The sequence below is a fragment of the Mesobacillus subterraneus genome (assembly GCF_000934845.1).
GTDB lineage: Bacteria > Bacillota > Bacilli > Bacillales > Cytobacillaceae > Mesobacillus > Mesobacillus stamsii.
The window spans coordinates 1-25,125 of sequence record NZ_JXIQ01000192.1 but is presented as its reverse complement, the minus strand read 5'-3'; the positions used below and the strand labels follow the sequence as shown (position 1 = coordinate 25,125).

Genomic DNA, 25,125 nt, shown 5'->3' with positions numbered 1-25,125 from the left:
CCCTTTAAATGTTAGGGAAATCGAAATCCCTTAATGAAATAGCTATATTAGCTATTTTTTCATCAACAGGATCAATGTCAGTCTGCATAAACATACAGCGTAAGCAAAAGGGGAGAATATCATGAAAATTGTGGCATTAGCCGGATCGATCGTCGGCTCAAAAACAAAAACAGCTATCCTTAAAACAGTAGAAATTTTGTCGCAAAAATACCCTGAGAATGAAATCACACTATTAGATTTAGCCGAATATACAGTGCAATTTAGCGATGGACGTAATTATCTCGAATATGAAGGGGATACGAAATACATTACAGAGACAATCATGGCAGCGGATGCCATTATTATTGGCACACCAACATTCCAAGCATCCATTCCGGCAACGTTGAAAAACATCTTTGACTTGTTGCCAGTTAACGCTTTCCGTGACAAAGTCGTCAGCAGTGTTGTAACAGCGGGCACAGCGAAGCATTATTTAATGGTAGAGCAACAATTAAAACCAATCCTAGCATATATGAAAGCCCACATCGTTCCAACATATGTTTTTATGGAAGAAAAAGACTTTCATCGGAAAGAAATTATAAATGATGATATCCTTTTCCGTCTTGAACGACTAGTCGAGGATACAGTCTTAACCGTTGAAGCTTTGAAGATCATTCGTATAAAAAAAGACGAAGAATATGGTTTTTAAAGCTTTGTTTTTTCCCCATTGAAAAATGCCACAATTCAATTTATCGGCAAAAATAATTTATTAGATTTCAGTTTGAGTTTCTTAACTTCATTTCTCATCAGTTGATTCTTACGGATAGCGCAAAAAGGATAATGGATATTATTCGAACTAAATGTATAGCGAATTAAGTAGATAAGCTTGCTTAGATCTCGGTTTTTCTTTAGAGCAACTTCATGGATGTAATATATCTAGTAATATTTAAGCAAATCGCACAAAAAAAGATGAACATACGTTCCTCCGGTATGGTTAACTTTGCACATCAAATGCAGGGTGCCGCTGATGGTTACGTACAAAGCAATGAACATTTTTGGAAGTGAAAACCCTGATTTTTCTACGCTAAGGAGATAAATCAGGAATATGGTAATTCTGATTTTATAGGGTTAAGCAGAAGGGGAGCTCGTACTCCGAATCTCTCGTCACAGTATTAAGGGGACCAATACCTTTAATACTTTGCAGCAATCTTTACAAAAAATAGAAGGTAGATTGGCTATTGAGTTTCCGGTTGCCCCCGGAAGCTCTTTTTTTTACGGTCTGTAAAGTTATATTATAAACATTCTAGGATATATGTTCATTTATCAATATTTTAGAGAGTGGAAATCTTTTATTATCGCCAATGTGATCCTAGCAGCTATTTTTGCTTTTATTGCTGAGCCAATTACCGTTCGGATAGGTATTTATAAATTAGAAAATTGGCAATATATCTATTCATTTCCAATCTATATACTTAAAACAGCTCTAATAAAATGGATAGTCGATGTCCACTTAGAGAAACCTTCCATTATTCATAAATAATGATTATAAAAAAGGAATCAAAGATCCGAAAGCGTATTTATAATATTAAGCGCAGTATTATGAAAGGTGACAGGGTATATTCAAACTGCACCAGGTTTTTTGAACCTTTCAAAGTTCTTGATGCCGCTTCAGAGTTATTCGAGAATATTTTCGGTGAAAAAGGGCGCCATGTCCGGACAGCTATTGGTGCTGTAAAGCTGCCAGGCAATACCCTGATTGAAATTGATTTTATTTTTGCAGTTAGATAGGAGGGAAAGACATGATTTCTTTAAAAGATGTTCAGGATGCCAGAGAACGAATTGGTAAAATAGCGCATGTAACGCCGGTTCTACGATCAACGCAACTTACTAATATATGCGGAAATCAGATATTCTTAAAATCGGAGCATTTACAAAAAACAGGTTCGTTTAAAATAAGAGGAGCAAGCAATAAAGTCATACACTCCATTGAAAAGGGTGCAAAGTTTGTAACAACAGCATCATCCGGTAATCATGGCCAAGCGGTTTCCTATATTGCCAATAAGTACGGGGTGCCAGCAACCATTGTTGTTCCGGAGAATGTTAGTAAGTGTAAGGTCAACGCAATCCAAGCTTACAACGGAAAGGTAGAAATATGCGGTACTACCTCTTCAGAGCGATTACCTAGAGCGCAGGAAATCGCAGAACAAGAAAAAGGCGTTTATATTCCTCCCTATGACGACCCATTTGTTATGGCAGGGCAAGGAACGTTGGGACTGGAAATCCTAGAACAGCTGGAAAATGTGGACGTAATCATTGTTCCCATTGGCGGTGGGGGACTTATATCCGGAATCCTGACTGCTGTAAAAGAAACGAATCCAAAAATAAAAGTGATCGGTGTAGAGCCTGAGCTTGCCAATGATACATTTCTATCCTTACAAAATAAAAAAATTACTGCAATTCCTGCCACTAAAACGATTGCCGATGGATTAAGAACCAGCCAGCCAGGTGACCTGACCTTCCCTGTACTTATGAGGTACCTAGACGACATTGTTCTCGTGAGCGAAGATGAAATTCGCCAAGCCTTCCGTTTCATTATGGAACGTACGAAGCAGCTAATCGAACCGTCAAGTGCAACAACGATAGCAGCAGCGATGTTCAATAAATTGAACATCCAAGGAAAAAATATCGTAAGTGTTATATCGGGCGGAAATGTGGACATTCACGAAGTTCAGCAACTTATTGTGAATACTGTGGAATGATTTTTTACAACTAAACTCTGAAACTTCCACTTCACCGGCAGAAGAAAAAATCGCTTTTCCCGGTGGAGTCTCCAGTTTTTGCACTTGTTGGCAGTCGGCTGTACTTTTCCCAATGAGATCAAAGAACGACGTCACCGGTCGGCCATCCAAGGGACAGGTCTTGCTATACCCGCCAGCTACAGGACGTGGCGTTAGCAGCGCTTGCGGCTTTTCTTGTTATTTTCGTAAAATCTTCTCCATCTTTTTTCCCTTTGCCAGCTCATCGATCAACTTGTCCAAATAGCGAATTTCCCTCATTGTTGGTTCTTCGATGTTTTCAACTCGAACACCGCAGACTACGCCTTTGATCAAGTCCCTCGAAGGATTCATTTGGGGAGCTTCTGCAAAGAAGGTCTCAAAGTTTGTCTGTTTTTCCAGTATTGCTTCTAACTCTTCCTGGCTGTATCCTGTCAGCCAGGTGATTATTTCATCAACTTCTATTTTCGTACGCCCTTTTCTTTCTGCCTTATTTACATAATTCGGATAGACACTTGCAAAACTCATTGTATAGATTTTATGTTTGCTCAAGATACAAACTCCCTTAGAATCGTTTTCTTCATTATAATCCTAGAAAATGGCATGTTCAAATTTGTTTTTAGGAAAGAAATCAAAGGAAATTGACTTGTAAAGAAAGAATATAAAAAGAATATGTACTTGGGGGTGTGATTGATGGCTAAGACAGTGCTTTCCAACAAGGGAAGGAAAACAGCTAGAACCTTTTTCAAAGAAAGTTCTCTCTTACGTATGCTACGCTTTGCCTTCTTATTGTTTCTTTCCTTCTTATTGGTGTATATCTACTATCTGCATCTTACCGGCAATCTTCAAAAAACCATTCAGCATATTTGGTCGAATCATCAGCAAGTCATCATTGCCACATCAATTTTCATTACTTATACAGTGATTATTTTTCAGTTGGGTGTTTGGAGAGGGAGAAGCAGGTAGCAAAAAAATAATATGGAATAATGGAAGTAAGGTTTTGCTTTTTTTTTCGGAGTATCTACGAGGGGTGGGGTATGAAAGGAAGCCGATAAATTCTTGGTGAGTCAATCCCTCCTGTAGAAAACTATCTTATGTACTATCTTTATACATGCCTAATTTACCACTTTAGTCAAAACCACTAGGATTATAGTTTTAAAATTTTAAAAATTCGGTTAAATATTTGCTATACTCTTTATTTTCCTCTACCATTATATTGAAATGAAATGGAACAGGAGGGAATCAATATGAAAAACATCTTACGTACAGGGTTTATTGCACTGCTTAGTATTCTGTTGTTGGCTGGGACGATGCCTGTAGCTGGGCTAGCTAAAACGCCGCAATTCAGCTACGACCAGTACAGTCAGGTGGGTGTTGGTGAAGATGGAATGGTTGCTACCGCACACCCGCTAGCATCAGAGATTGGTGCTGAGGTTCTTCAGAAGGGTGGGAACGCAATTGATGCTTCTGTTGCCATCCAGTTTGCGCTGAATGTAGTAGAACCGATGATGTCCGGAATCGGCGGCGGTGGTTTCATGATGGTTTATGACGGAAAAACAAAGGAAACCACAATCGTGAACAGCCGTGAGCGTGCTCCTGATGGCGCGACGCCAGACATGTTCCTGGATGAAAACGGAAAGCCGATTCCTTTTTCAGAACGTTCAACCGGCGGTACGGCAGTAGGTGTGCCTGGAACGTTAAAAGGTCTTGAGACAGCACTTGAAATGTGGGGAACACGACCACTTCAGCAGCTGATCGGGCCATCTATTAAGCTAGCGGACAAGGGATTCCCAATTGATTCAGTCCTGGCAGAATCGATTGCCGATAATCAGGACAAGTTATCAAGATCAGCAGCAAGTGAGGTTTTCTTACCAGATGGGAATCCGCTTCAAGAGGGAGATATCCTTGTTCAGGACGACCTGGCTAAAACCTTCAAACTGATCCGTTCACATGGTGCTGATGCACTCTATGAAGGAAAAATTGCAGAAGCAGTTGCCGATGTTGTCCAAGATTTCGGTGGATCAATGACTCCTGAGGATTTGGCAAAGTATGAGGTAACCGTTAATGAGCCGGTTTGGGGAGACTATCAGGGCTACGAGATTGCCAGCATGCCTCCACCGAGCTCAGGCGGCGTATTCCTGCTGCAAATGCTAAAAATACTGGACGGTTTCAACCTGTCCCAATATGATGTCAATTCGGCAGAAAAATATCATCTTTTGGCTGAAGCCATGCATCTTGCCTATGCTGACCGTGCCGCATACGCTGGAGATCCTGAGTTTGTTAATGTCCCTGTGAATGGTTTGCTCCACCCTGATTACATCAAGGAGCGCCAGGAGCTGATCGGCATGGATTCTGTCAATCAGACTCCAACAGCTGGTGACCCTTGGAAATATGAAAATTCAGAGGCGAACTTTAAACCAACAAGCCAGCCAAATGACAGGAAGTATGGAGAAACAACCCACTTTACTGTTGCTGACAAATGGGGAAATGTTGTTTCCTATACGACAACAATTGAACAGGTTTTCGGAACGGGCATCATGGTGCCTGGTTACGGGTTCATGCTGAACAATGAATTGACTGACTTTGATGCAGTACCTGGCGGCGCGAATGAAGTTCAGCCGAACAAACGCCCGTTGAGCAGCATGACTCCGACCATTGTATTTGAAAATGGAGAACCAGTCCTCACAGTTGGTTCTCCTGGGGGCCCGACCATCATTACCTCCGTGGTGCAAACCATTCTCCATGCCATCGAGTACGATATGGAGCTTAAGCAAGCAGTCGAGCAACCTAGAATATACACCAATAATCTGAATTCCTATCTTTATGAAGACGGCATCAGTTCTCACACTCTAAACGAACTGAATACGATGGGACATAAATTTGGTGCTAGCCCAACGACCATCGGAAATGTCCAAAGCATCCAAATCGACCGTGAAAACGGTACTTTTAAGGGAGTCGCCGACTCAAGCAGAAATGGTGCAGCTATTGGAGTAGATCTAAAAGGCAACAGAAAATAGATAGGAAGAAAGGGAGTGGAATAATTCCGCTCCTTTCTTTTTTATTCCTTCTTTTTGCTTCAAACCTTTTCAGTTATTAAAGCCACAAGCGTTCTACTAATGTTCTTATTTTATAGAATCAACAGAAATATTGTCATAAGGTAGATACAAATAGGGAGGAAATCGAAAACTAGACAATTTTGTCATTGTTGTATACAGAAGCTACAGTACGACAAAAACACCTCTATTTCTTATAGTGGAATCTATACGAAATAGAGGTGTTTATTCATAGTTATTAATATTTGGTTCTTTGTGATTCATTCTTCCTGAATCAAATACTATTTTTCCATCTGTACATGTAGTGTTGTTCTCCGAACTAGCATAAAATAGGAGAGGAGAGCAAGCAAGCTTGCTGATAGAATCACAACAGCCATCGGAATCGCTGAATACTCACCTGCCAACCCAACCAATGGTGATGTAAGTGAACCAAGAACAAATGGCATCAAGCCTAATAGTGCTGAGGCGCTTCCGGCAATATGGCCCTGAGTCTCAATTGCTAATGCAAAGGAGGAGGTTGAGATAATCCCGATGGAAGACACTAAAAAGAAAATTGGGATTGCCACTGCTAGAAGTGGTGCTTTTAGCAGAAGTGCTACTAATAAAAAAGTGCCTGCGGTAGTAGAAAGAAATAAACCGAATTTCAAGAACGTTTTTTCAGGAATAATATCTGTTAAACGGCCAACCAACTGAGTTCCGATAATTAAAGCCAGACCATTTACTCCAAAAAGCAAACTAAATACTTGAGGAGATACGCCATAAATATTCTGGTACACAAAAGGAATGCCTGAAACGTATGCAAAAATCCCAGCAATAATAAACCCTTGTGTAAGTGCATAGCCAAGGAATACTCGGTCTTTGAATAAGGATCCAAAATTACTTACTATTTGAGTTAGGTTACTTGGAACACGCTTTTCCACCGGTAATGATTCTTCTAGTTTGAGGGAAACCGTAAGAACCAATACAAGACCGACAAGTGCTAAAACAAAGAATACTCCATTCCAATTCGTAACTGCAAGAACTCCACCGCCGACAATCGGTGCCACAATAGGGCCAAGGTTGCCAACTAACATTAATAAAGCAAAAAACTTGGTCAATTCCCTTCCATTATAAATATCCCGGACAATCGCTCTGGAAATAACGAGACCTCCCGCTGCTGCAAATCCTTGTAGGAATCGAGCTGCAATGAAAAGATAAATAGATGGGGCGAGGGCACAGGCAATAGAAGCAATCAAATAGAAGGTAAGGAAAAAAAGCAAGGGCTTTCGACGACCTTGTACGTCACTCATGGGACCGATAATCAATTGTCCCAAACCTAGTCCTAAAAGACATGTTGTTAAACTAATTTGAACTAAAGATGCGGTAGTTCCATAGTCATTAACAATCGTTGGAAATGATGGTAGATACATATCAATCGTGAAGGGTCCAAGGAGCCCAAGAGATCCTAAAAGTAATGCAAGTTGTAAACGCTTAGTTCCGACCGGTTTATTCAAGTTGTTCTCACCTTTCTGCACATCAATAGAACAAGGAAACTGTTCCTAAGTATCATACCTAAAATCCCCGCTTTACTCCAACAAAGTGCTTCGGGAGCCTAAATTTGTAGTTCAGAAAAATAAACGAATAGTCTCCCAAATTCCAGCGAGGAGCATGTGTATTTAATGAATTCCACACGGATCCTTTATTACCGCAATTGTGATAATAGAAGCTTTTGTTCCTTTTATCACTGAGCCAATGGTTTGGCATTTATAAATTTTGGTCCCGCAGACAAAACATAGATAATTTCTCTAATGAAGCAAAAAACTTGGCTATTCATTCTTTCCCAATTCTCATTAGGTCTTTCCTCCCATTTCCAATTATGTTAATAACTTAATATTTAATTAATACTAGATTAATAGATGAAAAATATGATGGAGAAGGAAAGAGAGGCCTTACATAGCGGTTAAATCATCTTTCACGAGGAGGAGAACGATGAAGAAAAAATGGGGAAAGGGATTCAAAGCCACTGTAGTTTATGCACTTATGGCTAGCACGTTGATTTCTCCAGCATCAACGTTTGCACTTGGAAATTTCGATTTGAACTCGCAGGTTATTCAGACGCCGATCAATCAGTACAACGCCAACCTGGCCTCTGGAGTCACGGAAAAGCATTATAGCTTTGAAAACAAGGAAGGACAAAAGCTTGAGAGTTTTGTTGTTGAGGTGGACAAGCAGGATCCAACTATTGCAATTGAGGCAGGGACACCTAATAATGGCACGGCTTTCGGTTTACAGCCGGTCAGAAAGCAGGCGGAAGCGGCAACCGGGGAAAATCATACTGTGGTCGCTGCAGTGAATGCTGACTTTTACAATATGGCAACTGGAGAACCATCAGGCTATGTCTATAAGGATGGACAACCCGTTAAGGACAAGTCACTGTCATCACAGGAATTCTTTGCGATTAAAAAATCAGGCGAGGCTGTGATTGGAACTCCAGGCGAATTTGAAGGAATGAAGGACCAAATCAAAGAGGCTTTAGGCGGGAATGCAATCCTAGTAAAAAACGGACAAGTATATCAGACTCCGCAAACGGGTGCGGATAAAGAGCCACGGACAGCCGTCGGAATCAAACAGGATGGAGATGTGTTTTTTGTAGTTGTAGACGGAAGGCAGGAACCTTATTCAGCGGGGATTTCCATGCCGGACCTGGCTCAAATGATGATTGACCTTGGAGCGGTGAGTGCACTGAACCTGGATGGCGGCGGGTCATCAACTTTCACAACCCGTGAGTTGGGGGGAGATCGGCTTGAAGTTGACAATAAACCATCAGATCGGGCAGAAAGAAGCGTCGCCAACTCGTGGCTGATTGTTTCCAATACTCCTTCTGATCATGTTATTGAAACAGCTTATGTCCAGCCATATGACCAGTCGTTCACGCCTGGATCAACCATAGCCTTCTCCGCAAAAGGCAGGGACCAGTCAATGGCTTCAGCTCCGCTACCTGAAGAAGGACTAACATGGGAGCTGTCCGATCCCTCATTCGGTACGATCCTTGAGAATGGAACGTTTGTTTCTAATGGAAAATCAGGTCAGTTTCATATTGTTTTAAAGCATGATGGAAAAGAAGTGGGCACAAGTATTATCGAAATTGCCCAGCCTGATGAAATGTCTTTTTCAGCTGCTGAACTGACGGCAGCTAGAAACAGCGAAGTGAATTTGGGGCTCATCACTAAATTTCAAAAACGCGAAATTGACTGGAACTTAAATGATATTGAATTTGAAATACCAGAAGGGATGGGAACCATTGATGAAGCGGGCGTACTGCATACGGGAGAGCAGAATGTAATCGGGACGATCAAAGCCCATCTCAAGGGTACGAATCTCTCTGCTGAAATGAAGGTTTCAGTTGGGAAGCTTCCTGAAGTGGTGTTCGATTTCGAAAAAGACCTTGGAAGCTGGAGGACGGCCACCGCAAACCGCGGTGAAAAAGGGGTAGTAAGCCTTTCGAAGTATCCTTCCCCAGTAAGGTTCGGCAATCAGTCATTGAAGCTGGATTTTGATTTTACCAATTCACCGATTGGGACGACACTTGGAGTTTATGCTGGTCCCGGTGCGAATACAACGATTAGTGATAATCCTACAGGAATCGGAATGTGGGTTTATGGGACGCCTGAAGCTCAAGGCTACTGGCTTCGCATGCTTATCGTTGACGGAAATAACAAAAGCCAGGCCCTCAATTTTACTGGTGAGAAGCCAGGCATCGACTGGACGGGCTGGAAATATGTTGAGGCTGAAATCCCTGATTCTTTTACTGGTCCATTCAAACTTTCAGGCACACAGACAATCCGCTTGATGTCGACAAAATCAGGGATTACGGGCCCGATGACGAAGGGTTCCATCTATGTTGATAACATCCGTGCCGTTTACGGTGAAAAAATGGATGATCTGTATCCACCGGAGATTCAGTCCATTAACGTGGAAGGCAAGAATTTTACGACCAGTGAAGTGAACCTGAAAGCAGAAGTCAATGAGTATGAAGATGATCCATTTAAAACGGGAATTGACTGGGAAAAAATCAATGTTTTTGTAGACGGCAAAAATTATGCCGGCGCCGAAGGCCATTTCTCCTTTGATATGGACGGAAGCATATCTTTAAGCGGACTGAACTGGGCAGACGGAACGCATAAAGTAACGCTGATGGTACCTGACCAGTTTGGCAACCAGGCAATCAAGACGGTCTATTTTATCGTTAATACTGGTTCAGCAAAAATCGATTTGATGAAGAAGCAAGAAAAAGCGCTTCTCGGAGATGTGTTTGAGCTTGCGGTCAAGGTGACAAATCCGAATGAGATAACCGGGTCTGCAATTAAGCTTCAAGTAGACAAGCATTTTCCGGTAGAGGACGTACAATTTATTGAAGCATTCAAGACGAGTACATTCAGTTATGAAGAAGAGACAGGATTACTGACGATGAACATCATCAAGAGCGGTGAAGCAGCTGCCGATGCAGAAGCAGCATCCATTAAAATCAGGGTTCCTGCTTCAGTGAAGGAAGGCAGCAAATTAGCTTATGAAATTTTGGAAGCTGACTTTAACTACCAGACTCCAAAGGGTGAAAGCTTTGTTTCTACCTACTCAATGGAACCTGTAAGCGTAAATGTGGAAGGGGCTTATACCATTGAAGGAGAACCAATCCTAATTGGAAAGCCATTCAGCGTGACTGTGAAAAATGAGCAAAACCAAGTTGAAAAAGACATCGAAATATATGCTCTTGTCGATGGTGCAAAGGAGCCTGAACTGTTAGGAAAGACAGACCACGAAGGAAAGCTTGTAGTTGAATCGCTGACAAACGAAATAAAGAAAGTAGCCCTTTATGCCGTCAAGGATGGCAAGTATTCGTTCAAGTGGAATACTCAAACCTTTCCTGCACTTGCAGCAATCGACGAAATGAAGAACATTCTATCCACTCCAACAGGCGATCCCTATAAAGAAAAGGCGTTCACCTGGATGTCCAGCCCATTGACAGAAGGGAAAAGTTTGATCCAATTTGCCAGAAAACAAGACTATGACAGAAAGGGTGTAACGGCTCTTGAAACGGTAAATGGATCGTCCAGCACCCAGGTTTTCTCAGGCGAGCAGGATATCAAGAATAACGGAATAGTCAGAGTGAATGAAGTAAAACTGGAAAAACTGCAGCAGGAAACTGCCTACATCTACCGAGTTGGTGATGGGAAGAATTGGTCAGATTTTGATGATTTCACGACATTGAAAAGAAAGCAAAGCTTCGAGTTTGCTGTCCTAGGAGATACTCAGTCTCCTTCCGACCTGACTGATTTTAATAAAATCCTTGGAGATCTGAATGAAAAAGACTTATCATTCATGATTCATGTTGGAGACCTGATCGATGAATCAAGCAAGTTCGGGCAGTGGGATAGCGCATTGAACTCACTGAACCAATACGATAAAATCCGTACAACCGATTTTGTCGGGACCTTAGGCAACCATGAATACATGGGTGATGCAGATGGAAGTCTTGCCAAAGAGATTTTCAACTCACCAGAAAACGGACCTGAAATCGATCGAGGCGGCACCTACTCAGTTGATTACAATAACATGCACATCAGCGTGTTAGGGTACACGAGCGAAAGAGAATTGCTGGAACAGCAGCTTGAGTGGCTGAAACAGGATGTGAAAAATTCAGACAAGCCATGGAAAATCCTTGTGACTCACAAGCCACCATACTTTACGAATCCTTTTGGCGGAAATGACATCATGAAGGAACAACTGCCTCCAGTCGTTGATGAGCTGGGAATCGACATCGTCTTTTCTGGCCACGACCATTCATACGGCAGGACGAAAAAATTAAAGGCCGACAAGGAGGATTCAAATGGTACGGTTTATGTAGTAGCCGGAACAACCGGCAAGAAACACTACGACGCTGTTGCTGATGAGAAATTTGAGTATGTAAACATGGAGAACATAGCTGTATCCATGCAGGCAAAGGTTGATAAAGACAAAATCACCTTTACGACAGTTACATCAGACGGAGAAGTCATTGATGAATTTACGGTTGTGAATGAAGATTATTTTCTGGAAGAATAAATGCCATGGATAAGGTCAGCCCTTGGGTCAAGGGGCTGGCCTTAATTAATGATTCAGCTTTGTATCAGATTAAATGAAGAAATAAGTTGATAGGTTACCGAGTAAGTGAACTGTAAAGAAATCAAGTGCAATCTAAATTAGGTTGACTCCACATCCTTTTCACCAAATCCCTGTTTTTAGTTGATTTAAAACATAGTTTGCTATTAAAATCTTCTCTGTAAAGTTATAATTATAAGGGAATGATTATGTTACTTTTAAAGTACATTGGAGGAGATAAAATGCCGACATATAATAAACTAGTACGTGATCGTATACCAGACATAATTGAACTTGCAGGAAAGAAATTCTCAACAAGGATTTTAAAGGAATCTGAATACATAGAACAACTTCAGAAAAAAGCTTATGAAGAACTAGATGAATATGTTAATACTGTTAACAAGAAAGATGCTGTTGAAGAACTTGCAGATTTGTTAGAGATTATACACGCTCTTTCTGAATACCATGGTTCTTCTATTGTAGAAGTGGAAGAAGTTAGAAAGCAGAAGGCTGAAAAGCGCGGTGGATTTAAGGAGAAGGTTTTTTTAATTGAGGTTGAAGATGAGTAGGATTGAATTAATTACAAATGACTTGGGTAGTCATTTATTGAGTCAGATTGAGAATGCGTCGACAATATGTATTCTGACTTCTTTTGTTATGAAATCTGGTGTTGTTTTTTTAAAAGACACTTTGATAAATGCTGCTAAAGCCGGTGCGGATATTAAATTATGTACGGGGGATTATCTATATATTACTCAGCCTGATGGTCTTGCAGAATTATTTGCGACTGATGAGAACATTGAAATTCGTCTTTGGAAAAGTAATGGAATTTCTTTTCATCCGAAGGCTTATTTGTTTAAGTCAGATTCTGAGGATTGCTTATTTATAGGATCTTCGAATCTATCAAAATCAGCTCTAAACAATGGAATTGAATGGAACCTATCAGTAAGCAATGAGAAGACAGTCTTCACCGATGCGCTAGATGAATTTCTAAAGATATTTTATGCTGACCAAACTGTTAAATTAAATGATGAAACATTAAAAGACTATACTGCAGTTTATCACCAATACCATAAAGATAACCCAAATTTAGCGAAGGTTTGGTCAAATACAGAAGAACTGAATTTGATGTTACCTACTCCAAAAGATTTGCCTGTCCAACCATTAATTATCCATGATCCACCAATAAGTACAACATATGGAGATATAAAGCCCCGGTTTGCTCAACTGGAGGCGCTTGAGGAACTTGAAAAGACCAGGGAAGAAGAATATCAGAAGGCCTTGGTAGTAATGGCTACAGGGTTAGGAAAAACTTATCTTGCTGGTTTTTTTGCGAAGGATTATAAAAATGTATTATTTATTGCCCATAGAGAAGAAATTCTTTTCCAGGCAAGGCAATCTTTCGAAAATATTATGCCCGACAAAAAGTATGGAATATATAATGGAAAGAACAAGGATAGCGATGCAGATGCTATTTTTGCTTCCATTTATACTTTAAGTATGAAGGCTCATATTGAGAAATTTAGTCCAGATGAGTTTGACTTGATTATAGTGGATGAATTTCATCATGCTGCAGCTGGATCTTATCAGAGGGTATTGGACTATTTTAAACCTGAATTCTTACTTGGAATCACGGCTACTCCAGATCGTAATGATAATAAAGATGTTTACGCTATTTGTGAAGGGAACGTAGCATACCGTCTTGATTTCCTTGATGCGATTAATCGTAATTGGCTAGCTCCATTTAAGTACTATGGAGTATACGACGAAACAGATTATAGCCAAATTACCTGGTTGGGAACACGATATGATGAGGAGGAACTTCTTCACATACAGTTAAAAGAAGTGATGGCTTCGAAAATATTGGAAGCCTGGAAAGATAAAAAACAGACAAGAACTATTGGTTTTTGTTCTTCCATTAGACAGGCAAACTTTCTTTCTAGCTTTTTTAACAACCAGGGGTATAAAACAGTCAGCCTTCATTCACAACAAAAAGAAGTAGGTCGTGCGCATGCGATAAAAATGCTTGAAGCAGGAGAACTGGATATCATATTTACTGTCGATCTATTCAATGAGGGTGTTGATATTCCAGCAGTAGATACCCTTCTATTTGTAAGGCCTACAGAATCATTAACTGTATTTACCCAACAAATCGGTCGTGGTCTCCGATTAGCTCCAGATAAAGACTATTGTGTGATCATCGACTTAATTGGAAATTATCGAAATGCGGATGTAAAGTTAAGTTTATTTGATACCAAAAGTAGTGAAAGCAAGTCTAAGCAGATTGAACCTAGAATTCCTTCAAATTGTGAGCTGAATCTCGATGTTCAGGTGGTCAACCTACTCAAAGAAATGGCTAAGAAAAGATCTCCACGTAAAGAAAAGCTGCTTGATGACTACTTTGACCTTAAATATCTTCTTGGCAGACGGCCTACATACCTTGAATTGCATCTAAAGGGGCACTCTGATTCCTCTCAATATAGGCAAGAGTTTAACTCTTATTTAGGTTTCTTAAATTGGGCAAAGGAGTTAAGTGAACAAGAACAAGAAGTATTTGAGCGGTACGAGAATTGGCTAGTAGAAGTTGAAAAGACCAGCATGTCGAAAAGCTATAAAATGGTTTTGCTGCTGGCTATGCTCAATCGAGGTAGCACTAAATGGTTTAAACCAATTACTTCAAAAGAAGTAGCACCATTTTTCCATCATTACTTGACTGAAACAGAATATAGAAAAAGGATCGACTTCTCGGATAAGTCATCGAAAAAAATATGGGAATACGATGAAAAAGCTGTCAGTAAGCTCATTGAAACGATGCCAATGACAATGTGGAATCGTGGAGCAGTTGGATTAACCAGTTTTTCAGAGGGAGAATTCAGTATAAACTTTGATGTTTTAGAAGAAGACCAAGAAATTCTTTATCACTGGACAAGAGAAATTACTGAATACCGTTTGCATGTACATTTTGAAAGAAGAGCAATGAATAGCACTCATTAATTAGTAGTGCTGTTTTATATTGACCAAGTTAATACCAAAAATTCCTTATTAAATTTATCCATTTATAGTATGATTTTACATATAAGTAATTATGAAAAAGATTAAGGTGATAGCGTGGATCTAGGAGAGAAGGAATTAATCGTAAACTCCGAAGCTGGTAATCTATTAACGGAGTTAGTAGAATCCATACAGGAATGTGAACGGTTTTATTTTAGTGTTGCATTTATTAATTTCAGTGGACTGCAGCTTTTGTTGGATCCTATTAAAGAAGCAGAGAAGAAGGGTACAAAAGGAAAGATTATTACGTCAACCTATCTTAATTTTACGGATGCCAAAGCATTAGAAAAATTAAAAGAGTTTTCTAATGTTGAATTAAAAGTTTTTGTGACTGATAAGGAAATTGGTTTTCATACAAAAGCATACATTTTTGACTATAAAGATCATTTTAAGGTTATAATCGGGTCCTCCAATATTACGCAGAGCGCTTTAAAAAGCAATATTGAGTGGAATGTCAAAATAATATCTAAAGAGGAAGCCCATTTTATCAAGGATGTCATAAAAGAGTACAATAATCTATGGGAGATGAGTGTCGAAGCTGATCATGATTTTATTAAACGCTATGAAGAATTTCTTGAGCGATTTAAGAAATCAAATCATGCTCAAAATATTATATATGAAGACAGAAAATATGTTGTTCCAAACCGGATGCAGAGACGAGCAACTGAGAATCTGGAACGGTTACGAAGTTATGGAGAAAATAAAGCACTAGTCATTGCAGCAACAGGTACTGGGAAAACCTATATGTCTGCATTTGATGTGAAAAGTTTCAATCCTCGTAAACTTTTATTTGTTGTGCATCGAGAAGAAATTTTGAAAAAAGCCAAGGAGACTTTTGAGTTACTTCTACCTAATGAAGGCTATTCATTTGGTCTATTAACAGGCAACCATAAACAAAAACATGTAGACTATGTTTTTACGACTATCCAAACGATTTCTAAGTATTTTCATGAGTTCGAGAAAGATGAATTTGATTATATGATAATTGATGAAGCACATCATGCTGCTAGTCCAACTTATCAAACCATTTTAAATTATTTTGAGCCGAAGTTTACTTTAGGTATGACGGCCACACCTGAACGAAGCGATAGCCGGAATATCTTTGATATTTTTGATAATAATGTAGCTTTAGAAGTCAGGTTACATGACGCTCTTGAGGATGAACTGGTCATCCCATTTCATTATTTTGGGATCACCGATATTGAGAGTGTTGATTTGAGTGATGTTGATATCGATGATATTGCTGAAATCACAAAAAGGTTGAAAGTGAATGAACGAGTCGATTTTATTGTGGAGAAGATGGACTTCTATGGTCATGATGGTGATAAGAGAAAAGGTCTTGGGTTTTGTGCAAGTATCGACCATGCTCAATATATGGCTAGTGAATTTAACCAACGAGGTTATAAAAGTGTTATTTTACATGGCGGCGATTCTTCTGAAAAGCGGCAGCTCTATATAAACAAATTAGAAGATGACCATGATGAATTAGAATTTATTTTCAGCGTGGATATTTTTAATGAAGGTGTGGACATTCCATCTGTTAATACAGTGTTAATGTTAAGGCCTACTAACTCGCCAATTGTGTTTATTCAGCAACTTGGTAGAGGACTAAGGAAGTTTCGAAATAAAATTTTTTTGACTGTGCTAGATTTTATCGGAAATCACAACAAGACTTTTCTTATAGCTTTAGCTCTGAATGGGAGTCGATATTATGATAAAGAGAGCTTGAAGGTTGCGATCACCACTGGTTTTGCTAATATACCTGGTGCTACACATATTCAGATGGATAAAATATCTCAAGAGAGAATTTTAGAGCAAATTGATCGGGAAAACTTTAATTCAATGAGGTATTTAAAAGAAGAGTACAATGAATTTAAAAAGCTTAATTCAGGGCGAATTCCATATTTATTAGTGGATTTTTTGAAATATGACGGTGCTCCGGACGCGGTTAAGTTTATAGATAAAGAGAAAACATATTTGCAGTTTGTTGCAAAAGTAGAAAAAGATGATTCCCTTAAAAAGCTTCTTCTTAACGATGCATTCGAAGGAGCATTAAAAGAGTTATCTTGTAAGCTGCCACTTAAACGAATTCATGAGTTTGTTATCATTCGATATTTGTTAGACCATGACTCGATCGATGTAGAGATTGCGAAGCAACAGATTTTGAAATTGGTTAAGAATGTTGATCCTGATACCATACTCCATGCATTTGAATGTCTTAATCAGAACTATTATGATTCTGGCCAATTGAAGACTAAACCGAAGTTGTTCAATTTTAGCGATGGGAAACTAGTGAAGACAAAAACATTCTCAGTGTTATTGGAGCATGCAGACTATCGTAAATATATTGTTGATGTGATCTCATACGGTATTTTCAGGTATGAAAAGGAATTCAGAAGCGATTACTATGGAATGCCGCATTTCAAACTGTATGAACAATATCAAATGATCGATGCTGCATTACTTTCTAACTATCGCAAAATCCACAGCTCATTTCGAGGATCTGGTCTCTTGGTAAATGGCAACGAATTCTTTTTGTTTGTGGATTTACATAAAGAAGCAGATGTTAAAGAGAGCATTAATTATCAAGACAAATTCATTAGTAGAAGTGAATTCCAATGGCAATCTGTCAATAGCACAACTCAACAATCTGAAAGAGGTAAGAATATTATTTATAACAAACAACGAGGGGTTAACCTTCACTTGTTTATAAGAAAGTATAGAGAAATCGACGGTAAGACAGAGCCTTATATTTATATTGGCAAGGGAAATTCTGTTCAGTTTGAAGGGGACAAGCCAATTACAGTAAGAATGGAATTAGAGAATGAAGTTCCTTCATCTTTATATACAGAGTTCACTAAAAAAGTATAGTCTTCTCAATTTGAGAAGACTATTTTTTCGTGGATTAATTGTTCTACAGCTGGAATGTCAGCTGGAGCCCATTTGAGAGAGGCTAAGTTCTCTCTTTTTAGCCAGATTAGCTTAGAGTGCTCACTTGGAATTGGTGTTCCAGAAATTATTTTACATTTGATTGATAGCAAGTTGATGATAAATGTATCGTATTCATGGGTTGTATCGTTAAAGATATCATCACTAGTTTCAATCATGCATTTCAATTCTTCGTCTATCTCTCTTTGAAGGGCCGAATATAAATCCTCACCCGTTTCAACTTTTCCACCTGGGAATTCCCACATGTTTGGAATTGCCATTTCGGGTGATCTTAGCGCGCATAAAATTTCGTTTTTGTCGTTTTCGATTATTGCTGCAACTACTTTAACTAGCTTTTTCATTTGAGCCTCCAAGAAAATTATACTAATGTGCTAATAATAACATCTAGAAGGATGTTTTTCTAATTACTAATACGATAGGGTCAAGCCGAAGGTTAAATGTTACCTGCATCCATACTCTCCATATACTCATGGCGTATCTGCGAGAGGCTTTTCCCAGATTCTTTATGAATCGCAAATACATACGTTTGGATACTAGACCATCCATATAATCCTTTTAACCACTTTTGCATGGATTGTTCTGTGTCATTCACAAGGATATTACCGTTTGCTAAAAGAACCCCTTCATCAGGAAAGTCTTTGGCTTTTATTACTTCTCCAGCTTTTACAACGCCCCATTCCAGCATTGAGTCTATCTTAGGTAAGGCTCGCCTTGAGATATTTTTAATTTTAGATTGGATAACGGAGATGACTTTTCTAAGAAATTCACAAAATAATCATCGTATTCGTTCAGTGGCAGTACTTTTTCAACATTTAAATATACTTCCTCGGCAATTATATATGGTGTTAGTTTAATGCAACTCATATCTACATTATTACTGTTTAACCAGGCAACAGCTGAAAGAGTTTGTTCGTCAAAGTCTGAAGCTACCAGGATTATCCGTTGTTTTTGATTAAAACTGTTTATGGCATTGTGTTCTTGAAGGAACGCTGATAATTTTCTGCTGCCTAATTCGAAGCTAGTTAGAGATTCGATATCGAAATCACGACGGTGTTTATCAATATAGGGAGCGTAGATTTTTGTTACCAAGTCTTCTGGATCTTTAATAGTTGCATAGCTTGCAGCGTATCGTATAGCCTGGAATTCAAAAGATTCTTTTCGGTTTTCTATATCTTTGCGATCTCTCTTGATTTCAATCAGAACGATGTCTCCGTTGTTATCAAATGCTATCAAATCACTGCGTCCATAATGTACATTTCGTACCTGTTGACCCACAATGAGCATTGATTTTTCCTCATCAGCAATCATTTCAATATTGTTCCTTAACAATTCCTCTATATCACTTTCTTGCATCCCTAAATCTGAGAATGTCACTGGCTCAATACTCTCCGCTTTATATTTCGAGATTTTATACATTAGCAACCTTCGCTTTAAATATTAACTCTATTATATTTAGTCTACCACTTATTGAGATTTAATTAGTATTCATTGACTTATGATAATTATTCACAGACTTTTATTTCCATACTATCTTTAGTAGTATTAAATTAATAGTTATTAATAAACAAAGAAGGTGCTTCTATGCTTGATCTCAATCATTTTCGATCTGTTTTAACCATGGATAATACAGAATTCCGATGCAGAAAGGCATTAGATGAAATTTCTCCGGTTATTAAACCATTGTTTGAACGTTTTGTAGAAAAGTTAGATATTCAATTAAATGAAGATGTTTATATACGTAGATACGATACTACATTGTCCACAACTTATCACGATGCCAGAAATCCCACTTATGCTGAGAAGAAAAAAGTATCAGATATTGGCCGCAAATACTTTGTCGGGTTGTATACCAAAGTGAACGATAAGGAATATAACTTAATCACTTTGGAACTTAAGGGATTCAGCCAAGTACTCCTTATCCACCATGAGATTAACTTTATTCCGTTTTGGGTCTGGTATAAAAATGAGAAGATAGATAGTGTACTAAACTCGATTCCCTTGGAATTCGATATTTTGACTGGTTGGAAAGAAAAAGAGAAGATCCCCAGAGAGGACTTTGTAAAGTATATTAAAGATTGTATTAAACCAAGAAGACGACCGTGGTTTCAAATTGGAATGAGTCTCCCTTTAGAAGGGAACCTAGAGGAACAGTTCTTAATTGATAACTTACTGAAAACGTGGGATCAGTTGGAGCAATATAGAACTTATTTTCATCAAGAAATTGATATTTCGCATAAAACTTATAATGCATTAACGGCACTGGCTTCAACTAGAAATATAAAGGAAACTGAACTGCTAGGGAGTACATATTCAGTTGATATCTCTTCTGTGGAAGGATACAAAACAAATGCTAAGCGACAATCGTTTCATATCTATGAAAGCGATCAGATGGTTACAAAGGGTTTTCTATATTATTTTGAGTTTCATGAGAAGTTCTCTCCTTTTCAAACCATCATGGTACAGATAGAAGGGCATAATCATATATTTACAAATGCTCGTGAAATTTTAGGTAACGGTATTAAGGAATGGCGGATTTCAAAATCATTTACCACACAAAGCTTGGATAACCATCAGGTAATGGCAGAGGCAATGAAATTATTGAACGAACATGGAATTGAAGCAGGAAGCAATGTTTATAAAGTTGGTAGTTTTAATAATGAGACTCAAACTTTTGTTGAAGGTAATGAACAAGTTAAGAAAAACTTCATAGACGCTGCTTTATTATTTGCGCATGCAAGCCAAAAACTTGAATTGCCTACTGATGAACAGGACGAAGAAGTGGATTTAGTGGATGCACCTACTGAGAATACTGATTTACTTGAACCGAATTTTCAGTTTGAGGAAATCTATCAGACTATAACAAATAGTAGTTTCACTTTTTCAAAAGAAATTATCCGGGACCTGCATCTAAATTTAACTGCCCTTGATGATAAGCATTTTGTTCTTTTAAGCGGCATTTCAGGAACCGGAAAAACACAATTATGCCGATTGTATACTAATGCTGTCTATGGTCTAGAGTATGAGGATGAAAATCCGTACTTCACGATTATTCCGGTAAGACCTGATTGGACTGATGCCAGTGCTCTATTTGGATACTATAGTTCATTTGAGAAGCGCTATGTAAGAACAGAGTTTCTTAGTGTGATCCTAAATGCTTTGAAGGAACGGGAGAAACCTCATTTTATTTTACTTGATGAAATGAATCTTGCTCGAGTTGAATACTATTTAAGTGATTATCTTAGCGCGGTTGAATCAAGAAAAGAAATACCATTGCATCAAGATGACCATATAGATGAAATCCCTAAAAAGCTATTAATTCCGCCAAATGTCTATCTACTAGGCACGATTAATGTCGATGAAACCACTCATTCAATTTCTGATAAAGTACTTGATCGTGCATTTGTCATGACTTTGTCTGATGTTGACTTTAATTCATACTGGGATCGTGCAGACAAGGATATCAAGGAAATACTTGGCAGAGAGTTTGCCATGCTAAAGGAATTGCATCAGATGTTATTAACGTACGAACTTCATTTTGGTTACCGGACGATGGGGGAAATGTTGCGCAAGCTGTTTGTTAATAATCAGTTGCCTGAGGAACATCAAATGGAGTCTTTAAAAGCTTTGGATCGGGTTATTTCTGAAAAGGTGTTAACGAAGGTTCGTGGTGATGAAAGGATTGCTGAAATGTTAAGAAAGATGGAAGTTTGGCTTAAGGAAAACCTTGAGGCTGATTCCATCTCGCTAAAACATGTCAAAAGGATGCAAGAGGAGTTGGAGTATTATGGAGCCACTCAATTCTGGAGATAACTACCTTGAAATATTGGATGTTAACCAAGGATGGATCCATATTACCGATGTGTATTTAACAGAAGCCGCTGAGTATAAACTCCGTTATAGAGGAGATAGCATCGATGTCACTATCCAAGATGTACCTTTGCCATTTTACAGACAAGAGCATGTTCTCAATGCAACTATGTTTACTCCGTTTCAAAGTGGTAGCTTAAGAATCTCAATTAATGGACAGGAGTTTGAGTCTTATGTTTATCCTGATCAACGTAAGCTAACTGAAGAGCAATATACTTTAATGATTGAAGACATATTGGCGGAGGCCAATATTTGTTTTCAGTTATCTGGTTTGGAAATACAGGTTAACACTTACGGGAAGAGTCGAGAGCTATCTTGGACGCAATGGAGTTATATTGAGCGAAATTTTCAGCAGCTTCGACAAATATTTTCGAAGATAGAAAGCAAGCCAATCAGAAAATTAAAGAAACAGACTACCATCATAAAAAGAGAAAAAGTTCAGAGAGCTGAACAGACGACTTTATCTTGGTTGGACAGAAAAGGGCACGGTCGAGATATTCCCACGCATGTTGAAACGTCTAAAACATACGAAACGATAAACCTTTATGAGAATCAGGTTTTAAAGCAGCAAGTAATAGATTTATTCAGGCTGCTAAGGAACTATGAAGAGGCAGAAATTGAATCTGTATCAATGAAAGCCAAAAGATATATATCGATTCTTCGATACTGGATGAATAGCCCGTTTTTAACAGGAATTGTCGAGAATAAAGGTCCATACAACATAACACAAACATTTAGGAAGCATCCTGTTTATCGATTATGGTATGAATGGTTTGGTAAGCTCTACAAGCATAGAAGGGAAGGAATTGGATTTTCTTACCCAATCGCTTTGAAGGACACCTTTTTCTTGTATGAAATGTGGTGTTACATGTATGTGGTTAAAATATTAAGAGAGTCCAATTTAATTAAAGACACCAGCAATCTTTTTAAGACAACAAAAGATGGATTGTTCTTGAACTTAGCTGAAAACAAACAGAGTTCTTTACAATTGCTAAACGGCATGACTCTATACTTTCAGCGATCCTATCAATATAACTCTAAGACCTTCCATACATATACGCAGAGAATGATTCCGGATATTGTATTAGAAGGAAATGACGGCATTATTGTGTTTGATCCGAAGTACAGGATACCTGGAAACATTGGAACCGCACTAGGGGAAATGCACAAATATCGAGATGGAATCATACATCGGGAATCTGGCGAAAAGGCAGTAAAGGAAGTTTACATTTTAACTCCTACATCAGATGATCAAGTGGATTCGCTGAGGTATTTTGATGTGGAGTTTCGAGAGAATTTTGGAATGGGTGCTATACAGATAGTGCCAGGTAGTCTTAATAGTGAATTAAAACAAATAGTATTAACAAGCATGGACTACCTTACGAGTTAGGAAGGAAGGATTTTATATGTCTTTTTCGATAGAAAGCATTGCACAATTGGATCACTCAAAGGAGTTTGCACAGCTCCACCAAAAGTTTCATCAGTTTAATCCATTAAAAGTTTTACGTGTCGATCAATTTGAAATTAGGCACTCAAATGTTCTTGCTTGGTTATTAGACCCGAGCGAGAATCATCAGTTAGGAAACTTTTTTATTAAGAAAGTAGTCTCTCGTTTGGTGACTAGGCAGGAAAATGAAGATAAATTAGCTGAAATCGACTTTCTGACATATATGCATGCTTCTTTCTCAGATATTGAAGTTTATCGCGAGGTAAAGACACATGCCAATCGATATATTGATATTGTTGTTGTAGTTCCCTCTCAAAAGATGGTTCTGGTTATTGAAAATAAATTTCATGCTTCAGAATCTATGGGACAGCTTAATGATTATTTAGAATATGCAAAAAGGGTTTATAAGGATTTTAAGGTTATTCCGATTTTCCTAACCCTTAGGAGCGATGCACCGACTCACCCTGAATACTGGGTGCTCGACTATAATGACCTAATGGATATCATTCTTTTACATATTGAGTTAAATCGTGAAATTATGTCAGAAAGTATTTTCGATTTCTTAATGCATTATACTGCAATACTGAAAGAAGAACTTGTACAAGATGAGGAAGCGATTCAACTTGCCCAAGATGTATATCAAACAAATAAGGCTGCTGTGGATTTTCTATATCTAAGTCAACATGATGAGTTCCGTAAACAACCAAGATATCGTGATATTTATAATTGGATTGACGGGTTGTTAATAGTACAACAAAATGCCTTAAAGAGAATCTATGCTAAAAAAAAGCAAACGATAGACTACATCTTTAAAATTGGAAGTAGTGTCCTTCATGAAGCATTTTTATCATTTGTTCAGCTCGAGGACCTCCCTATAGAAGTTTATAAAGCACATGCTCAGGTTCCAAATTTTATTTTGCCTGAATGGCTAGATTATACCGAGACCATAGGAGAACCGGAACAGGGTTACTGGAGAGGGCATGGGTTGATCATATGGTTCGAAAGGACATGGAATGAAAGATTGAAAATTTCCATCGAGGTAGGACCTGTCCCGTATGAGAACCGTTTAAAGTTGCTTCATGCACTGGAATTTCAAGGTATTTCTATTCGTCCTACAGCCAAATTAGAGGGCAAAAAATACACAAAAATATATACTGAGACTTTGAGTATAATTGATTGGGCAAACAAGCAAGAAGTTGTTACTGGCATGGAAACTTTATATCATGATGAGGATCTTAAGGGTACTCTTAGGAAAATTGCCAAAGCCGTTGAGAAGATTGAAAACAAGCTGGAACAAGAGGTACTAGAAGAGCGGAAGATTAGCGAGAGAACATCTGAACAATTCCCTCCAAATCCTTTCGCGAAATTTGCTGAAATTCAGGGAATTGATCCGTCACTTTATCGAATCAGCAACAAGAATGCCTCTTTTTTGATGAGTGAGTTCCGAGAATTAGAGAAAAAATTTGGGGTTACTCGAGAAAAATGGTGGTGGCATGACAGTACTTTCACTTACTGGTTTGAGCGATTAAGAGATGATCGATTAAAATTGACTTTGGAATTAGGGCCATTGCAAGCTGATCAAAGAATTAAGTTGATTAACCAGTTGGAAGAAATGGGAATTGCTTTTGCTGCTCAATCAAAATTGCCAACATCTAGATATACTCGATTGTTTTCAAAACCTGTGTTTATAGAGGATTGGAACGATGAGGAAGAGTTGTATCGAGAGATGGTAAGATTGTTTGGAGAAGATAAAAACCAGGAACTCTTAGAAATAATTAAATCTATGTAAAAACCTTTATTAGCAGCAATGTACAAAAGCGCAGGGAAATACTCTGCGCTTCTTGTGTTCTCTACCAATCGTCATTAGAGTGATTACGGCCACTGAAATGTA

17 protein-coding genes are annotated in these 25,125 nt (G+C 38.5%); 12 read left to right on the top strand and 5 right to left on the bottom strand.

Annotation, left to right across the window (positions count from 1 at the left end; all coding sequences use genetic code 11):
* The first annotated feature begins 121 nt into the window (after positions 1-121).
* The 3 genes from UB32_RS18055 to UB32_RS18040 all read left to right on the top strand — a co-directional run bounded on the left by UB32_RS18055 (position 122) and on the right by UB32_RS18040 (position 2,738).
* Positions 122-688, top strand: a complete 567-nt coding sequence (locus UB32_RS18055) for an NADPH-dependent FMN reductase (protein WP_044396449.1) — start codon at positions 122-124, stop codon at positions 686-688.
* Between the two features lie 890 nt (positions 689-1,578).
* Complete coding sequence (locus UB32_RS18045) at positions 1,579-1,767, top strand: Atu1372/SO_1960 family protein (protein WP_241768546.1); 189 nt, start codon at positions 1,579-1,581, stop codon at positions 1,765-1,767.
* 11 nt (positions 1,768-1,778) lie between these two features.
* Positions 1,779-2,738, top strand: coding sequence for a threonine ammonia-lyase (locus UB32_RS18040; RefSeq protein WP_044396448.1), 960 nt, complete (start codon positions 1,779-1,781; stop codon positions 2,736-2,738).
* Between the two features lie 216 nt (positions 2,739-2,954).
* On the opposite strand, the gene UB32_RS18035 is transcribed toward UB32_RS18040, so the two are convergent.
* Positions 2,955-3,305 carry a DUF2200 domain-containing protein gene (locus UB32_RS18035; protein WP_044396447.1) on the bottom strand — a complete coding sequence of 117 codons (351 nt, stop codon included), beginning with the start codon at positions 3,303-3,305 and terminating at the stop codon, positions 2,955-2,957.
* 141 nt (positions 3,306-3,446) lie between these two features.
* Here UB32_RS18035 and UB32_RS18030 point away from each other — a divergent pair, with 141 nt between their 5' ends.
* A complete protein-coding gene (locus UB32_RS18030; RefSeq protein WP_044396445.1) occupies positions 3,447-3,719 on the top strand; it encodes a hypothetical protein in 273 nt (90 codons plus the stop codon).
* Positions 3,720-4,000: 281 nt separating this feature from the next.
* On the top strand, positions 4,001-5,770 hold the full coding sequence (gene ggt, locus UB32_RS18025) for a gamma-glutamyltransferase (RefSeq protein ID WP_044396442.1): 1,770 nt from the start codon (positions 4,001-4,003) through the stop codon (positions 5,768-5,770).
* A 317-nt stretch (positions 5,771-6,087) separates the two neighbouring features.
* On the opposite strand, the gene UB32_RS18020 is transcribed toward ggt, so the two are convergent.
* A complete protein-coding gene (locus tag UB32_RS18020) occupies positions 6,088-7,299 on the bottom strand; it encodes a Bcr/CflA family multidrug efflux MFS transporter (RefSeq protein WP_044396440.1) in 1,212 nt (403 codons plus the stop codon).
* A 475-nt stretch (positions 7,300-7,774) separates the two neighbouring features.
* Between UB32_RS18020 and UB32_RS18015 the strand changes: the two genes are divergently transcribed.
* From UB32_RS18015 to UB32_RS18000, 4 genes are all read left to right on the top strand, one after another.
* Positions 7,775-11,884 (top strand): phosphodiester glycosidase family protein, encoded by a 4,110-nt coding sequence (locus tag UB32_RS18015; protein WP_044396437.1) that lies wholly within the window; start codon positions 7,775-7,777, stop codon positions 11,882-11,884.
* A gap of 278 nt (positions 11,885-12,162) precedes the next feature.
* On the top strand, positions 12,163-12,489 hold the full coding sequence (locus tag UB32_RS18010; protein ID WP_044396435.1) for a nucleoside triphosphate pyrophosphohydrolase: 327 nt from the start codon (positions 12,163-12,165) through the stop codon (positions 12,487-12,489).
* On the top strand, positions 12,482-14,914 hold the full coding sequence (locus tag UB32_RS18005; protein WP_044396432.1) for a DEAD/DEAH box helicase family protein: 2,433 nt from the start codon (positions 12,482-12,484) through the stop codon (positions 14,912-14,914). The genes UB32_RS18010 and UB32_RS18005 overlap by 8 nt, the downstream gene beginning before the upstream one ends.
* A gap of 114 nt (positions 14,915-15,028) precedes the next feature.
* On the top strand, positions 15,029-17,842 hold the full coding sequence (locus UB32_RS18000; protein ID WP_044396430.1) for a DEAD/DEAH box helicase: 2,814 nt from the start codon (positions 15,029-15,031) through the stop codon (positions 17,840-17,842).
* 5 nt (positions 17,843-17,847) lie between these two features.
* Here the strand turns inward: UB32_RS18000 and UB32_RS17995 are convergent, their stop codons facing one another.
* From UB32_RS17995 to UB32_RS17990, 3 genes are all read right to left on the bottom strand, one after another.
* Positions 17,848-18,261 (bottom strand): (deoxy)nucleoside triphosphate pyrophosphohydrolase, encoded by a 414-nt coding sequence (locus UB32_RS17995; RefSeq protein ID WP_044396427.1) that lies wholly within the window; start codon positions 18,259-18,261, stop codon positions 17,848-17,850.
* Positions 18,262-18,353: 92 nt separating this feature from the next.
* On the bottom strand, positions 18,354-18,605 hold the full coding sequence (locus UB32_RS20590) for a hypothetical protein (RefSeq protein WP_241768545.1): 252 nt from the start codon (positions 18,603-18,605) through the stop codon (positions 18,354-18,356).
* Between the two features lie 5 nt (positions 18,606-18,610).
* The gene (locus UB32_RS17990; RefSeq protein WP_241768544.1) at positions 18,611-19,336 is read right to left on the bottom strand and encodes a hypothetical protein; all 726 of its coding nucleotides are present in this window, start codon (positions 19,334-19,336) and stop codon (positions 18,611-18,613) included.
* A gap of 165 nt (positions 19,337-19,501) precedes the next feature.
* Here UB32_RS17990 and UB32_RS19135 point away from each other — a divergent pair, with 165 nt between their 5' ends.
* Genes UB32_RS19135 through UB32_RS17975 form a run of 3 tightly spaced genes read left to right on the top strand, consistent with a single transcriptional unit; the run spans position 19,502 to position 25,023 of the window.
* Positions 19,502-21,730: an McrB family protein gene (locus tag UB32_RS19135; protein ID WP_052807103.1), complete on the top strand. Its 2,229-nt coding sequence runs from the start codon at positions 19,502-19,504 to the stop codon at positions 21,728-21,730.
* The gene (locus UB32_RS17980; protein WP_044396425.1) at positions 21,705-23,177 is read left to right on the top strand and encodes a DUF2357 domain-containing protein; all 1,473 of its coding nucleotides are present in this window, start codon (positions 21,705-21,707) and stop codon (positions 23,175-23,177) included. The genes UB32_RS19135 and UB32_RS17980 overlap by 26 nt, the downstream gene beginning before the upstream one ends.
* A gap of 16 nt (positions 23,178-23,193) precedes the next feature.
* Positions 23,194-25,023 (top strand): PD-(D/E)XK nuclease family protein, encoded by a 1,830-nt coding sequence (locus UB32_RS17975; RefSeq protein ID WP_044396423.1) that lies wholly within the window; start codon positions 23,194-23,196, stop codon positions 25,021-25,023.
* The last annotated feature ends 102 nt before the right edge of the window (positions 25,024-25,125 follow it).

Excerpts from the sequence above, each read along its gene's own strand:
- UB32_RS18055 (WP_044396449.1), top strand. The coding sequence starts at position 122 with ATGAAAATTGTGGCATTAGCCGGATCGATCGTCGGCTCAAAAACAAAA.
- UB32_RS18045 (WP_241768546.1), top strand. The coding sequence starts at position 1,579 with ATGAAAGGTGACAGGGTATATTCAAACTGCACCAGGTTTTTTGAACCT.
- UB32_RS18040 (WP_044396448.1), top strand. The coding sequence starts at position 1,779 with ATGATTTCTTTAAAAGATGTTCAGGATGCCAGAGAACGAATTGGTAAA.
- UB32_RS18030 (WP_044396445.1), top strand. The coding sequence starts at position 3,447 with ATGGCTAAGACAGTGCTTTCCAACAAGGGAAGGAAAACAGCTAGAACC.
- ggt (WP_044396442.1), top strand. The coding sequence starts at position 4,001 with ATGAAAAACATCTTACGTACAGGGTTTATTGCACTGCTTAGTATTCTG.
- UB32_RS18015 (WP_044396437.1), top strand. The coding sequence starts at position 7,775 with ATGAAGAAAAAATGGGGAAAGGGATTCAAAGCCACTGTAGTTTATGCA.
- UB32_RS18010 (WP_044396435.1), top strand. The coding sequence starts at position 12,163 with ATGCCGACATATAATAAACTAGTACGTGATCGTATACCAGACATAATT.
- UB32_RS18005 (WP_044396432.1), top strand. The coding sequence starts at position 12,482 with ATGAGTAGGATTGAATTAATTACAAATGACTTGGGTAGTCATTTATTG.
- UB32_RS17995 (WP_044396427.1), bottom strand. The coding sequence starts at position 18,261 with ATGAAAAAGCTAGTTAAAGTAGTTGCAGCAATAATCGAAAACGACAAA.
- UB32_RS20590 (WP_241768545.1), bottom strand. The coding sequence starts at position 18,605 with ATGCTGGAATGGGGCGTTGTAAAAGCTGGAGAAGTAATAAAAGCCAAA.
- UB32_RS17990 (WP_241768544.1), bottom strand. The coding sequence starts at position 19,336 with ATGTATAAAATCTCGAAATATAAAGCGGAGAGTATTGAGCCAGTGACA.
- UB32_RS19135 (WP_052807103.1), top strand. The coding sequence starts at position 19,502 with ATGCTTGATCTCAATCATTTTCGATCTGTTTTAACCATGGATAATACA.
- UB32_RS17980 (WP_044396425.1), top strand. The coding sequence starts at position 21,705 with ATGGAGCCACTCAATTCTGGAGATAACTACCTTGAAATATTGGATGTT.
- UB32_RS17975 (WP_044396423.1), top strand. The coding sequence starts at position 23,194 with ATGTCTTTTTCGATAGAAAGCATTGCACAATTGGATCACTCAAAGGAG.